13 protein-coding genes, 2 tRNA genes and 1 other RNA gene are annotated in these 13,914 nt (G+C 57.8%); 8 read left to right on the top strand and 8 right to left on the bottom strand.

The genetic code is table 11. The features are described 5' to 3' along the window. Positions 1 to 15: 15 nt before the first annotated feature. On the bottom strand, positions 16 to 1,614 hold the full coding sequence (gene mptB, locus HD598_RS03815) for a polyprenol phosphomannose-dependent alpha 1,6 mannosyltransferase MptB (RefSeq protein WP_183663937.1): 1,599 nt from the start codon (positions 1,612 to 1,614) through the stop codon (positions 16 to 18). After that, on the bottom strand, positions 1,611 to 3,164 hold the full coding sequence (gene mptB / locus HD598_RS03820) for a polyprenol phosphomannose-dependent alpha 1,6 mannosyltransferase MptB (protein ID WP_260170482.1): 1,554 nt from the start codon (positions 3,162 to 3,164) through the stop codon (positions 1,611 to 1,613). The genes mptB (HD598_RS03815) and mptB (HD598_RS03820) overlap by 4 nt, the downstream gene beginning before the upstream one ends. A gap of 94 nt (positions 3,165 to 3,258) precedes the next feature. Here mptB (HD598_RS03820) and orn point away from each other — a divergent pair, with 94 nt between their 5' ends. The 3 genes from orn to def all read left to right on the top strand — a co-directional run bounded on the left by orn (position 3,259) and on the right by def (position 4,717). Next, positions 3,259 to 3,813, top strand: coding sequence for an oligoribonuclease (gene orn, locus HD598_RS03825; RefSeq protein ID WP_183663939.1), 555 nt, complete (start codon positions 3,259 to 3,261; stop codon positions 3,811 to 3,813). A gap of 167 nt (positions 3,814 to 3,980) precedes the next feature. Then, positions 3,981 to 4,056, top strand: a tRNA-His gene (locus HD598_RS03830). An 88-nt stretch (positions 4,057 to 4,144) separates the two neighbouring features. Further along, positions 4,145 to 4,717: a peptide deformylase gene (gene def / locus HD598_RS03835; protein WP_183663941.1), complete on the top strand. Its 573-nt coding sequence runs from the start codon at positions 4,145 to 4,147 to the stop codon at positions 4,715 to 4,717. Positions 4,718 to 4,832: 115 nt separating this feature from the next. Here def and HD598_RS03840 read toward each other — a convergent pair whose 3' ends face one another. Together HD598_RS03840 and rnpB are read right to left on the bottom strand one after the other, a co-directional pair. Next, on the bottom strand, positions 4,833 to 6,269 hold the full coding sequence (locus HD598_RS03840) for a glyceraldehyde-3-phosphate dehydrogenase (protein ID WP_183663942.1): 1,437 nt from the start codon (positions 6,267 to 6,269) through the stop codon (positions 4,833 to 4,835). Between the two features lie 195 nt (positions 6,270 to 6,464). Beyond that, an RNA gene (gene rnpB, locus HD598_RS03845) (RNase P RNA component class A) lies at positions 6,465 to 6,812 on the bottom strand. A 43-nt stretch (positions 6,813 to 6,855) separates the two neighbouring features. Here rnpB and HD598_RS03850 point away from each other — a divergent pair. Then, positions 6,856 to 7,644, top strand: coding sequence for a YaaA family protein (locus HD598_RS03850; protein WP_183663944.1), 789 nt, complete (start codon positions 6,856 to 6,858; stop codon positions 7,642 to 7,644). On the opposite strand, the gene HD598_RS03855 is transcribed toward HD598_RS03850, so the two are convergent. Beyond that, positions 7,641 to 8,381: a zinc ribbon domain-containing protein gene (locus HD598_RS03855; RefSeq protein ID WP_183663946.1), complete on the bottom strand. Its 741-nt coding sequence runs from the start codon at positions 8,379 to 8,381 to the stop codon at positions 7,641 to 7,643. The genes HD598_RS03850 and HD598_RS03855 overlap by 4 nt on opposite strands. Positions 8,382 to 8,467: 86 nt before the next feature. Continuing rightward, entirely contained in the window at positions 8,468 to 9,319 is an 852-nt protein-coding gene (locus HD598_RS03860) for a Nif3-like dinuclear metal center hexameric protein (protein ID WP_183663953.1), read from the bottom strand. Between the two features lie 60 nt (positions 9,320 to 9,379). On the opposite strand from HD598_RS03860, the gene msrA reads away from it, so the two are divergent. The 3 genes from msrA to epsC all read left to right on the top strand — a co-directional run bounded on the left by msrA (position 9,380) and on the right by epsC (position 11,656). Continuing rightward, positions 9,380 to 9,952, top strand: coding sequence for a peptide-methionine (S)-S-oxide reductase MsrA (gene msrA, locus HD598_RS03865; protein WP_311538942.1), 573 nt, complete (start codon positions 9,380 to 9,382; stop codon positions 9,950 to 9,952). A gap of 162 nt (positions 9,953 to 10,114) precedes the next feature. Continuing rightward, the gene (cysK, locus tag HD598_RS03870; protein WP_071893456.1) at positions 10,115 to 11,050 is read left to right on the top strand and encodes a cysteine synthase A; all 936 of its coding nucleotides are present in this window, start codon (positions 10,115 to 10,117) and stop codon (positions 11,048 to 11,050) included. Between the two features lie 21 nt (positions 11,051 to 11,071). Further along, entirely contained in the window at positions 11,072 to 11,656 is a 585-nt protein-coding gene (gene epsC, locus HD598_RS03875; protein WP_071893455.1) for a serine O-acetyltransferase EpsC, read from the top strand. 81 nt (positions 11,657 to 11,737) lie between these two features. Here the strand turns inward: epsC and gndA are convergent, their stop codons facing one another. Next, positions 11,738 to 13,177, bottom strand: a complete 1,440-nt coding sequence (gene gndA / locus HD598_RS03880; protein WP_183663955.1) for an NADP-dependent phosphogluconate dehydrogenase — start codon at positions 13,175 to 13,177, stop codon at positions 11,738 to 11,740. Positions 13,178 to 13,238: 61 nt separating this feature from the next. On the opposite strand from gndA, the gene HD598_RS03885 reads away from it, so the two are divergent. After that, positions 13,239 to 13,311, top strand: a tRNA-Val gene (locus tag HD598_RS03885). A 40-nt stretch (positions 13,312 to 13,351) separates the two neighbouring features. Here the strand turns inward: HD598_RS03885 and HD598_RS03890 are convergent. After that, entirely contained in the window at positions 13,352 to 13,768 is a 417-nt protein-coding gene (locus HD598_RS03890; protein ID WP_071893453.1) for a DUF3052 domain-containing protein, read from the bottom strand. Positions 13,769 to 13,914 lie beyond the last annotated feature (146 nt).

Genomic DNA, 13,914 nt, shown 5'->3' on the forward strand with positions numbered 1-13,914 from the left:
CGTCGATGATTTCGGCTAGGAACGCAGTTCGGTGGCGCTGACGCGCGCTTGAGTCCACGACGCCCGGTTGAACGGAAAAAGCTGCTTGGTCTTTGGATCCACAAACAACAAATACGCCAAGTACAGCAGCCCCAAGACGCTCGTGATGATACGAACCAGAGTTAGGTCAATCCACTGAGCCACGCTGAGTTGATCAACCACGCCCACGAGCACCAGGATCGCTGAGAGCAGGAAGAACAGCTCTTCTAGCAGCCCTCGATACACCCGATACGTAGCGAAAAGCGGCACGATCCAGAGCAAGTACCACGGCTGAATGATGGGAGCCAGCAACACCACGGCGCTCAGACCCAGTGCGAAACCTAGCATCGGATGAAGATCAGTACGGAAGAGCGCCAAATAGAGGATGAACAGCACCGCGAGCACACGGCACAAGGTGTAAAACACCCCAGCTACCACCGCTTGGTCCCCGCCAAAGAGCGAGAAAACCCAACCAATGCCCTGACCGAGTAGCCCAATAGGCGCAAACGGGAACGCTGCCGATCCAGAACTTGCCATCCCCGGGATCCAGCCAAACCACAGGCCGGTTGCGCCACCCACGGCAGCCAACCCAAGACCCACGGCAAGAGCCAAAAGTGCCCACTCCGTGAATCGATTTTTCCAGCTCGCCCCTTGACCAGCAAAGAGCAGGCCCAGAAACGGCAAACCAATCAATACAATCGGTTTGATGCCTATAGCGATAATGGCCCAGACCACGGAAGCCCAGCGGCGTCGTCGTAATCCATAAAGGAACGCCAACAGAATCGCGCCCATCATGAAGGAGTCGTTGTGAACGCCAGGAATCATGATGAGTAGGAACAACGGGTTGGCCACGCTGATCCACAGAGCCCACCCGGGACTGGACTTCAGCAGTGCGGCCAACGGCGGGATAGCCCACACGCACAAGGCCACGCCCGCCAGCGCGAAGAGGCGGAAGAGGATCACACCGATTTCCGGGATGCCCGCGGAAATCCAGAACACAAACTGCGCGAACAACAAGAAGATCGGCCCGTAAGGACTTGCAGATTCGGCCCACAAGCCATCGGAGCCTTCCGCAAACCAACCCGGTAGCTGAGACACCCAGTTCTCATACGGGTTCAGCCCCGCGTGCAGGAGTCGTCCCTGTGCGAAATAGGAGTACACGTCCCGCGAAAAGATGGGGAAAGAAAGGCTCAAAGGAACGGACCACCACAGGATGGCTCGCCGAATCACCGGAACCGAATACTGGTGATCCACGCCGGAGCGCTGCCCCAGACGCAGCCACGCGCGGACCAAAATCAGAGAGCCCAAAGCCATCAAACAAGCACACAGAATCACGCCGACCGGCTCCACACGCAGCGGATTCAAGAACGTCGTGCGCGCAAAAAGCGAGTTCTGAGCGGTCGCAAGCCAGCCCACACCCCACGAACCAAGCGTCACCATGATCGAGGCAACGATGCCCTGAGCGATGGCAACAGCCGCCTGGGTCTCATCGCCACCGGCAATCCGCCGGAACACGGGCAATGATCCCAGCCACTCCTCGGCTCGAGAAAGCTGATGAGTCAGCCCCAACAATGGGTTACGAACGCTATTTTTCACGCGTCGTGCTCTCGAGAAATCACCGTGGTGGGCCGTTCAGACGCGGGGCGGCGAATGGGGGCAAGGACTCCTCGGAACATGTGTTTGGTGCGCGGATCGAGGAAGGCCAAATACGCCATGGCCGCCCACGAAATCATGGAGGACATGTGTTTGATCCAGGGTTCGGCTTCGCTCAAGAACTGCCAGACAAAGATCTGATCAGCGGCGCCGTACGCGAGCATGAAGGCCGAGGTGAAAATGGTGAACAGCATCTGCCAGTCATCACGAATGCCGGTGACGGCGAAGAACGGCAGGAGCCACAGCAAGTACCACGGCATGATGACCGGAGAGAGGATGACGAGGGCCGCGAACGCGATGCCCATGCGCTGCACAAGGTGCTCGTGCTTGCCCCGGAAAATCACGAACAGCACCACAATGACAGAGGTGACGCGGCCGATGAGCTTGATGGTGGGCAGCACTCCGCTGGGATCAATTCCCCACGCGTTGAAGATGCCCTCGAAGAACATCACCAGCATGCCCAAGGGCGCGAAGACGCTATACCCGGTTCCGGTCACGAGCATGACTTTGAGCCAGCCGAAACCATAGCCGTTGAGCAGGCCGGTAAGCGTCATGAGCGCTAGGACAATGAGCCCGGTGTACGCCCAGTAGCGAATCTTCTTGAACCAGCTGGCGCCAGCGCCCGCCCACAACAGGCCGATGAACGGCAACAAGACAATGGTGATGAGTTTGACGCCGATGGATGCCGTGATGAGCACTACGGCGAGCACTCCGCGCTTAGTGGCCGCAAAGTAGGTGGCCGCCACGGCGAGTCCCACCATGAGGGCGTCGTTGTGTGCCGAGGCTACAAAATTGATAAGCAAGAACGGGTTGGCAACCGTGAGCCATTGCGCCTTGGCCTCTTCCACCCCGTGCAGCGCGGCAAGCTTCGGCACGTAGATCGCCAAGAGCACCACGCCCAACAGCGCAGCCACTCGGTAAAGGAAGACGGAGAGATCAGGCGAGGTTCCCCCCATCTGGTTGACGAGGTACTCAATCCACAGAAACAGCGGCCCGTAGGGAGTTTCGGATTGTGCCCAGCGCGGGTCAGCGCCGAGCTGGAACCAGTTGGACAGCGTGGAAATGCCATCCACGTAGGGATCCTGCCCGGAGGCAACGAGGCGTCCTTGGCCGATGTACGCGAACACGTCTCGGCTGAAAATAGGGACGCAGAACATCATGGGTATGGTCCAGATGCCGCCCGCGAGCGTTACCGCTTTGAGGCTTCCTTCGGGCCAACCGGAGAGCAGTTGTCGCAAGCGCAACCAGGCGCGAAACAGCACCCAACAGCCCAGCGTGAGCAAGACGGTGGAAAGAGCCACGCCCCACGTTTCCGTGCGCAGCGTGATGAGCCAGGAATTGCGGTTGAGCGGCGAAACAATGGCTAGCCAGCCCACGCCGCACGAACCCAACAGAACGAGGACGGAGCCTATAAAGCCCTCGAGGAGGTTCCAGCGCAAACCTGCCACTGGCGCAGTCAAGGAACGCGCCGCGGAGCCACCGGTGTTCCCCAAACCGCCTCCTCACGACCAAAAAATACTTTACAAATGCTAGCACCGGGACTTACACGGAACGCGGCGCCGCTCTTGGTGCCTGTAAATTGTCAGCATGGCCAATTCTTCAGAAATGCTTGTATGGATCGATTGCGAAATGACCGGCTTGAGTGCCGAGCGCGATGCACTGATTGAGGTGGCCGTCTTGGTCACGGATTCAGAATTGAATGTGATGGGTGAGGGCGTCGACGTGGTGATCAAGCCTGCCCCTGAAGCTCTCGAGGGTATGGATGACTTCGTGCGCACTATGCACACCACGTCTGGGCTCTTGGACGAGCTGGAGAACGGCATCACCATGGAGGCCGCAACGGAGCAGGTTCTGGCGTACATCAAGGAATGGGTTCCGGAACCGCGCACCGCTCCCCTTGCTGGTAACTCGGTGGGTCAGGACAAGTTGTTCTTGACGCGCGATATGCCAGCCGTGACCGATCACTTGCACTACCGAATTGTTGACGTCTCCACCATCAAGGAACTCGCCCGCCGCTGGTACCCAGCGCAGTACGCGGCTTCCCCGGAGAAGACTGGTGGTCACCGTGCGCTGGGCGATATTCAGGATTCCATTGCCGAATTGGCGTACTACCGTAGCGCCGTGATGGTGCCGGCTCAGTAGCAATTTTTGCTGCTAGTACGACGACGCAGCTTGGGTTGGTGACGGAGATCTCAGCCACGGAGGACCCTCGTTTAGAATTTTCGGAAAATTCTGTGTAAGATATTCTCTGTTGCTCACGCAGATGAAGGTAAAAATTCACGCTGAGAAACGGCTCAAAATGAGCCATGGTGGGTATAGCTCAGTTGGCAGAGCGCCTGGTTGTGGTCCAGGAGGTCGCGGGTTCAACCCCCGTTACTCACCCCAGTATGAAGGTGGGAGGCAATAGCCTCCCACCTTTTGTGTTTCCCCAGAGTCAGTGGCATGTCACGGAAGCGTCGATAGGATCTTTTTCATGAGTATTCGCCCCATCTGTATTTATGGTGAACCCGTGTTGCACACGCGCGCTCAGGAAGTAACGCACTTCGATGATGAGCTGCGTTCCCTGATCGCCGATATGCACGAAACCATGGACGCCTCTAATGGCGTGGGTCTTGCCGCTCCTCAGATTGGCGTGGGACTGCGCATCTTTACCTACCTCTTTGACAACGAGGACGGAGTGCCCCCTCGTGGCGTTCTGGTGAACCCGGTATTGACGCTCTCAAAGGTTTCCGGGGCCGCGCCAGATCCAGAGGACGAGGAAGAAGGCTGCCTCTCCGTTCCCGGCCTAGGTTTCCCCCTCAAGCGTGCTGAGTACGCTCGCGTGCAAGGCTTTGACGGCGACGGTAACGAGATCGATTTCGAGGCTACCGGCTGGTTTGCTCGCGTGATGCAGCACGAATTCGACCACCTCAACAGCACGCTCTACGTGGACCGTTTGGTGAGTCCGTGGAACCGCCGCTGGACGAAGGCCAAGAAAAAGCTTGAATGGGGCGTTCCCGGTAACACCTGGATGCCAGGAGTGGACCCAGATCCTTTCGGGCACTAATTCCCGCGTAAACAAGAAGAAGTCCTCCCCCAGCCGTTCAGGCTGGGGGAGGACTTCTTCGTTAGGGTGGCGCTGGGCGCTCCCCCCGATGCTAAACCGGGCTTAGAACTAGCTACTAGGCCTTAGGGTAGCTTGGAGCGTTTGTTCCGGCCATCGTCTCGACAACACGAACAACCTGGCAAGAGTAGCCAAACTCGTTGTCGTACCACACGTAAACCACGGCGTTCTTGCCGCTTGCGATGGTTGCTAGACCATCCACAATGCCTGCGCGACGTGATCCAACGAAGTCAGTGGAAACCACTTCAGGTGAATCGATGTAGTCGATCTGGCGGTGCAAGTTGCTGGTCAACGAAGAAGTGCGAAGGTACTCGTTGAGCTCTTCCTTGGTGACGTCCTTCTCCAAGTTCAAGTTCAAGATCGCCATCGAGACGTCCGGGGTTGGTACGCGGATCGCGTTACCCGTGAGCTTGCCAGCGAACTCGGGGAGAGCCTTTGCGACAGCCTTGGCTGCGCCGGTCTCCGTGATCACCATGTTCAGCGCTGCGGAGCGGCCACGACGGCTGCCCTTGTGGAAGTTGTCAATCAAGTTCTGGTCGTTCGTGAACGAGTGAACCGTCTCAACGTGTCCGTGCTGCACGCCAAACTCATCGTTCAGAACCTTCAGAACTGGAGTGATGGCGTTGGTGGTGCAGGATGCTGCGGAGAGGATGGTGTCAGCGTCGGTGATGTCAGAGTCGTTGACACCGTGAACGATGTTCTTGACGTCGCCCTTGCCAGGTGCGGTCAAGAGAACGCGAGAGACGCCCTTGGCCTTGAGGTGCTGGCCGAGACCTTCGGCGTCGCGCCACTTACCCGTATTATCAACGACGATCGCGTCCTTGATGCCGTACTCGGTGTAATCAACGGAGGCTGGATCGTTCGAGTAGATGAACTGGATCAGCGTGCCGTTGGCCAAGATGGTGTTGTTCTCGGTGTCCACCGTGATGGAGCCTTCGAAAGGTCCGTGGATCGAGTCGCGGCGCAGCAAGGAAGCGCGCTTGACTAGGTCATCATCGGATCCCTTGCGCACTACAACAGCGCGCAAACGCAATCCGTAGCCGCCGCGTTCAATCAGGATGCGGGCCAACAGGCGGCCGATGCGACCAAAGCCGTAAAGAACCACGTCAGCAGGCTCAGCTTCGTGAGCACCGTGCTTGCCGGCTACGTCAGCAAATTCGGTAGCCAAGAAAGCGTCGAGGTCAGCCTGACCCGACTCCTTGAACTTCTTGTTCAAACGTGCCAAGTCGACCGAAGCCGCTCCCACGTCCAACTTTTCAATGCCTTCAAGCAAGGCCAGCGTGTCAGCGATGGGAAGCTCCACGTTGTCCACGCGACGAGCGGCGCGGTGCGCCTTCAAGATGTCGATCGCGGATTTGTTGATGAGCTTGCGACCATACAGCGAGGTCACGACATTGTTATTGCGGTAGAGACGTCCGATTACTGGAATCATCTCTTCGGCGCTTTGCTCGCGCCCGCTCCACTCAGCGAGGGCAGCTGCAGACTGCTCTGTCATTGGCAATCCTTCCATTTCAGCCGGGGGTAACCCGGTTGGCACCGTGAAAGCACCTTTGCACATACGGTGGGCTCAAGCCGATGGATACCGGTTGATTGCCCACCTTCATCATAGGCAACTGGAAGGCGTGCGTGATAAAGAAGTCACTGCATGATTAGTCACACTCGCGCGGCAGGGACTCCTGGGCACGGTGTGTGGATGGGTTGAGCTGTACGCCGGGTTCTGTACGGCCGAAGCCGTGACGATCATCCATCTAGGATTGCCGTTGCCGACAACCTCAAGCGGTCTACCTGGTTACTCGGGCGGACAGCCCTCGAATGCAACCTTTCTGACCTTGCTCCAAGTGGGGTTTACCTAGCCAATCTGGTCACCCAAACTGCTGGTGGTCTCTTACACCACCTTTTCACCCTTACCGAAACGGCGGTTTGTTTTCTGTGGCACTTTCCTGCGAGTTACCTCGAGTGGGCGTTACCCACCACCCTGTCCTGTGGAGCCCGGACGTTCCTCGGGTCGTTTCCGACACGCGACCGTCCACTCAACCCATCCGACCATCCAGTTTACGGCAGTTCACCCTTAAGCTAGCTCAGTGCTGATTCTGATTCCTCCCTCCGAAACCAAAAAGCCCGCCCAAACCGGTGAACCGTTCGAGATGAACGAGCTGTCATTCCCTGTTCTGGCAGAAGCAAGGCATCGGGTACTTGAAGAACTGCACGAAGTTTCATCCCACCCAGAAGCTCTCAAGCTCCTTGGAGTGGGCGCTTCCCTTTCAGAAGAAGTGAGCCGCAACCTGGAGCTGCATACCGCTCCCGCCGCCCCGGCCTACAACATTTACGACGGCGTCTTATATGACGCGCTGGGCGTCAGCACGCTGGGACCCAAAGCCAAAGAACGGGTGGTGAGCTCCGTCGTCGTCATATCCGCGCTGTGGGGTGCTGTGGGTTTCGGCGACCGCATCCCCGCCTACCGGCTCTCCATGGGGACCAATTTGGGCAGCTTAGGCACCCTCTCGCGCTATTGGCGAGCCGCCTTGCTGGAACCACTCAACGAGCGCGCGAAGGGCGAATTGATCATCGATTGCCGTTCCAGCACCTACGCCGCAGCGTGGAAAGCGCCACTCGAGAACACCGTCAGCATCCACGTCAAACAGTGGCACAACGGTGCACTGAAGGTCATCACGCACGCCGCCAAACTCACCCGAGGAGAACTTGTACGGCACCTAGCGACCACGCGCAGAAAGGAGCCGTCCACCCCGGCCGAGCTTCTCTCGCTCGTCAAAACCGTGTGGCCCGATTCCATGTTGGAACCTGCAACCGCCACCAGTGAACACAAAATTCACATTGTGTTGCCGGCCGCCTCGACAGAGAACAAGAGTTAGTTCCACTCCTCCGAGCGCACCAAAATAACGCCGGAATCAGGGCACAAAACAACCTCCTCTGGGCGGGCGGCCTTGATCTCAGCAAGGTCTCCGGCAGCGAGTTTCATGCCGCTACCTTCGGACATTCCCTTCACAAGCCGAGCCACGCCAACTCCCCCGTTGCGAGCACGAATCTTGTCATACTGCGCCACGAGCGCTGGCGCGATGCTGGCTGCCAGACGTTGACGTTCCTCTTGGGCTACGCGCGCCTTGGACTGTACTTCGGCCAGCACTGCGCGAAGGCTCGTTTCCGTATCTTGCAACTTCGCTTGCGCGGAATCCACCTCTTGCTGCGCAGCCTCGAGCTCACTTTGGTGTTCTTCGGAGGTGCCCATGATCTCGATCTCTTGGCTTTCGAGATCAGCCTTCTTGGCGTGCAACGTCTGAATCTCATGCTGAAGGTTGGTGAGTGTCGATGCACTTCCCTTGCCCGAATCTAAAGCTCGCTGGTCCTTCTCGATCCGCTGTTGGACCGTGGATATCTCGCGCTCAATGGACTCTTCTTGTGTGCGAATCTCTTCGGCGCGGGCCAGGGCTTCTTCGTGGCGCTGCGTTGCACCTTTCACAGCGTTCCGGGCGGCGGCCAAGTCCGGGTGCTTCACCGTCTGTTCGAACGTTCGCTTCGAAACATCCAAAACGGTGTCCAACTGCTGGAGCTCTAGAAGTTTGAACTGGTCTTCAACGGGTGCTGTACCCATGGTGCCCCCTTCACAAGGATCTTTCTCCACACTAGTCCGGTTCACTACCCCGGCAGAAGACTTGGATGTCCACCCAACAGTGACCTCTAGCCGTTCAGGCAGAAATCCCACGGATCGGAGTTCACGTTGCTGACCATGATCTCCACATCCCATCCGGAGTCCTCGGCGTAGTTGATGAGAGATTGCGCTGCTGCGGGCAACCACATCCACTCACTGGCGAAGTGTGAAACATCCACGAGGTAGGGACGCCCGTCAAGAGTGGCTTCTTTGGCCTCAAGCGCTGGATGATGACGCAAATCAGCGGTCACATAGACATCGGCGTTAGCGGAGCGCACGGCGTCGAACAATGAATCGCCAGCGCCGCCGCAGATCGCTACGCGGCTGACGATCGCGTCCCGAGGGCCTGACACTCGGACTCCTCCGGCAACTTTCGGGAGTATTCCGTAAACTTTCCCCGCGAAGTCACCCAGTGTCGTCGGACTGACCAGATACCCCACCCGACCAATTCCCTCCTCCGGCAGCCCGCCGGTAGCCTGCGTGAGAGGAACGCACTCCTCAAGCCCCAGAATGTCCGCGAGGACATCGCTCACGCCACCCACCGCGGAGTCGCCATTCGTATGGGCGGTCAACAGCGCGCACTGATTCTCGATCAACGTATGAATGACACGGCCCTTCGGGGTCAGCGCCGAGACACCGTTGACCGGTTTCAGCATGAGCGGATGGTGGGAAATGATCAGATCCGCTCCGCGCTGCACCGCGTCCTCCACCACCGGAAGCGAAGGATCCACCACCCAGATGATCTTTCGGATTTCCTGATCTGGCCGTCCGGCCACCAATCCCACCGCATCCCAGGACTCTGCCAAAGACGCAGGCCACAACTGCTCAATGCCATCCATGATCTGCTGCAAATTGGGCGTGATGTTGGCTGGGGAAGTCATACGTTTAAGGTAGTCCAGAGTTTCAGGAATCTTTTGGCGCGACTTTGACTTGTACTGATTGTGGCTACAGAAGAAGAAACAAAAACCCCTGAACTAGAGACCTATCTATTGGCAGGCGGCTGTTTTTGGTGCCTAGACGCGTTGTACCGAAAGGTTCGCGGAGTAACCGAGGTAGTTTCCGGCTACACCGGCGGGCACTTCGACAACCCGGATTATCGTGCCGTCTGCACCGGAACTACCGGTCACGCTGAGGCTGTCGCGGTGCAATTTGACCCGGGCGTAGTCCCGCGCGACGTCATTCTGGACATGTTTTTCACGATGCATAACCCCACCACGTTGAATCGTCAGGGCTATGACGTGGGCACGCAGTATCGTTCCGCGATGTTCCCACTTGATGATGTCCAGAAGGCGGATTTTGAGCGCGCCATTGCTCGCACGCAAGAGCTGTGGTCAGATCCGATCGTCACCACCATCGAAGCCGTGGCGCCCTTCTACGTGGCAGAGTCTGTGCATCAAGACTTCTACGCTAAGCAGCCCGGGCAAGGCTATTGCCAGGTCATTATTGATCCCAAGCTCGCCAAGGCACGCCAGCAATTCGCACCGTGGATTCAAGAGCGCGTCGTCACTAGCTAGCGCGACGTTACTTTACGTGGCGCGAGCTCGCATGGAGCAGAGCGGACGCAGATAGGCTATGAGCTAAGAAGTGTTCCCTCGTGCCGTCTTAGGTCGTGCACGCTTGCTTTCCACCTAGTTTTCCTGCTGGCCAGTTGATTCAGAACATTGGAGGATGTCCCTATGGGCAAGATTTACAACAACATCGCTGAGGTTGTGGGCCGCACACCGTTGGTGCGACTCAACCGCATTTCCGAAGGCCTTCCCGGCAACATCGCCGTGAAGCTCGAGTTCTACAACCCAGCAAACTCGGTCAAGGACCGCATCGGCGTTGCCATTGTTGACGCCGCTGAGAAGTCCGGCGAACTCAAGCCCGGCGGAACCATCGTTGAAGGTACCTCCGGCAACACCGGCATTGCCTTGGCCATGGTGGGCGCAGCTCGCGGTTACAAGGTCATCTTGACCATGCCAGAGACCATGTCCACCGAGCGTCGCGTCATGCTTCGCGCTTTCGGCGCCGAGATTGTCTTGACCCCGGGTGCTGACGGCATGCGTGGCGCCGTTGAGCGCGCGAAGGAAATCGTCGCCACCACCGACAACGCCATCTGGGCACGTCAGTTCGCCAACGAGGCAAACCCAGCCATTCACCGCGCCACCACGGGCCAGGAAATCTGGGACGACACCGACGGTGAAGTTGACATCCTGGTAGCTGGAATCGGCACCGGCGGAACCATCACGGGCGCCGGCAGCCTCTTGAAGGAACTCAAGCCAAGCGTTCAGGTCATCGCAGTTGAGCCAAAGGATTCCCCCATCCTCAACGGCGGCAAGCCAGGCCCACACAAGATTCAGGGCTTGGGTGCAAACTTCATCCCTGAAATCCTTGACCAGAACATCTACGACGAAGTGCTGGACGCTACCCTTGAGGACTCCGTAGCAGTTGCTCGTCAGCTGGGTGTTCAGGAAGGTATCCTCGGCGGCATCTCTTCGGGTGCTGCCGTATGGGCCGCCCTGGAAGTGGCTAAGCGCGAAGAGAACCGTGACAAGCTGATTGTTGCTGTGGTTCCTGACTTCGGCGAACGCTACATCTCCACGGTTCTGTACGACGACATCCGCGGCTAATCACTACCTCGCAAGGAAGCAATGTCTTTCATTACTCGTCTCAAAGAAGATCTCGAAGCCGCCCGAGCGCACGATCCCGCTGCTCGCGGCGACCTTGAGAACTTCCTCGCCTATTCCGGTTTGCACGCCATCTGGGCTCACCGCGTCACCCACGCCATGTGGCAACGCGAAGAGCTCAAGTTCCCGGCGCGCTTGATCTCGCAGTTCGCACGGTTCTTGACCGGCATCGAGATCCACCCCGGCGCCACCATTGGCAAACGTTTCTTTATTGATCACGGCATGGGCGTGGTCATTGGCGAGACTGCTGAGATTGGCGATGACGTCATGCTGTATCACGGTGTCACTTTGGGCGGGCGCTCTTTGGCTAAAACCAAGCGACACCCCACCTTGGAAGATCGCGTGGTGGTAGGTGCTGGAGCGAAGATTTTGGGGCCCATCACCATCGGCGCTGACTCCGCTGTGGGCGCTAACGCCGTAGTGGTGAAGGACGCTCCTCAGAACTCGATCGTGACCGGTATTCCTGCGGTCAACCGTCCACGGCTTGAGAACGAACGCAAGCCTGCTGTTGATCCGGCCGAGTACATCGATCCTGCAATGTGGATCTAAGGTTCTTACGACAAAGATCCGGGTGGTCAAGCACTAAATGTGCTGACCACCCGGATCTTTTGTTTAACCGAGCTGAGACGCTTAGTGCGTGTCTACGGCTTCGATTTCGGTCTTGTCGCCGCTCCACAAGGTGTGGAATGTACCCTCGATGTCCACGCGCTGGTAGGTGTGAGCACCGAAGTAGTCACGCAAGCCCTGCGTGAGCGCTGCTGGCAGGCGGTCACGGCGCAGTCCGTCGTAGTAGGACAACGACGACGCAAACACCGGTACGGGGATTCCCAAACGTACCGCGGTGGATACGACGCGGCGCCACGCTGGCACGGCGTCAGCAATGACCCGAGAGAAGGTGGGTGCGAACAGGAGGTTCTTTGGTGCTTCTCCCCCGTCGTAGGCCTTCATGATCTCGTCCAAGAGTCGAGCACGGATGATGCAACCGGCACGCCACAAAGAAGCGATCTCGTCCAACTTGAGATCCCAGTTGTAGTGGCCCGCTGCGGAGCTGAGCATGTCCAGTCCCTGCGCATAGCCCACGAGCTTAGAAGCGAACAGTGCCTGGCGAACGTCCTCCACTAAGTCCGCTGGCAACTGTCCCAGTTCCTCGGTGCCGGCAGCCAGAACGCCCTGGGCTACTGGACGCTGGTCACGCTGCGAGGACAAGCCGCGAGCAAAAACAGACTCAGCGATGCCAGAAACGGGTGAACCAAGTTCAAGCGCTGAAATAACGGTCCAGCGACCCGTACCCTTCTGTCCAGCGGAGTCAACAATGACATCAACAAGTGGCTTACCAGTCTTGCTATCCACCTGGGCCAGAACTTCAGCGGTGATTTCAATGAGGTAAGAGGACAGCTCCGTCTTGTTCCACTCTTCGAAAATGGCGGCCTGTTCGCCTGGTTCAATTCCAGCGGCGTGACGAAGCAGGTCGAACGCTTCGCCGATCACCTGCATGTCCGCGTACTCAATACCGTTGTGCACCATCTTGACAAAGTGTCCAGCGCCATCGGTGCCCACCCAACGGCAGCACGGTTCGCCGTCGTACTTCGCAGAAATCTTCTCGAGCATCGGGCCCAGCGCGTCATAGGACTCACGGGAGCCGCCCGGCATGATCGAGGGGCCCAAAAGGGCGCCCTCTTCACCGCCCGACACGCCTACACCCACAAAGTGAAGACCCTTTTCAGCGAGAGATGCCTCACGTCGGCGGGTGTCATCGAAGTGGGAATTTCCGGCGTCGATAACGATGTCGCCTTCATCCAAAAGCGGGACCAACTGGTCAATCACAGAGTCAACAGGTGCACCTGCCTTGACCATGATCAGCACGCGGCGAGGCTTTTCTAGGCTGGAAACTAGCTGTTCCAGGCTCTCCGTGCGAACAAAATTACCCTCATCGCCATGTGCTTCAAGAAGGGCGTCAGTCTTTTCAACCGAACGATTGTGAATAGCAACGGTGTAGCCACTTCGAGCGAAATTTCGAGCCAAGTTGGCACCCATCACAGCAAGACCTGTGACACCGATGTTTGCAAGCATTCGCGATTTTCCTTTTTTGTTTGTATAGTTGTGACTCGTCGCGCTAAGAAATGTGCGAGACGGGTCTTTAGCTCAGCTGGTAGAGCGCCACGTTTACACCGTGGATGTCATCGGTTCGATCCCGGTAGGACCCACGATGAGGAGCCACTTCGGTGGCTCCTTTTTCGTTCCCAGCTAGTTCTTCCTGCGAGATACCAAGCGAGTTGCCGCCCATTCGCGGGAAACGCCCTCAGTCTTCGTAACGTGAAGGCCTGACGTGGGTGCCGCTTCCAAGATGTCCGCGGGCGGAACATGTCCCTCGCGTCCTGGCTTAGGAGTCAGCAACCAGATAGCGCCGCCTTCATCCAAGGACGTTTGCGAGTCAACAAGACCGTCAATGAGGTCTCCATCCTCGGCACGCCACCACAAGATGACAGCGTCGGCGACTTCGTGATCTTCTTCCGTGAGAAGCTCCGATTCGATGATGTCTTCAACATCGTCGCGCAGGTCAAAATCTACGTCGTCGTCATAACCCAGTTCTTGCACCAAGTCCCCGGACTTAAAGCCCAACTTTGACGCAACGTTTTCCTGCGCGCTCTCGGCGTCGCCCACAACATCTCCTTAGCTTTCGTGAGTATTAGTACCAAGCCAATACCCATTTTCTTCCCTTATCAAGCGAAACGCGGTCATAGTGGACAACTTCAAGTAATGATCAGTGTCCTATTTCACAAGATAAGGAAGCATTTCCTCAACGATAG

This window comes from Neomicrococcus aestuarii, assembly GCF_014201135.1.
GTDB classification, from domain to species: domain Bacteria; phylum Actinomycetota; class Actinomycetes; order Actinomycetales; family Micrococcaceae; genus Neomicrococcus; species Neomicrococcus aestuarii.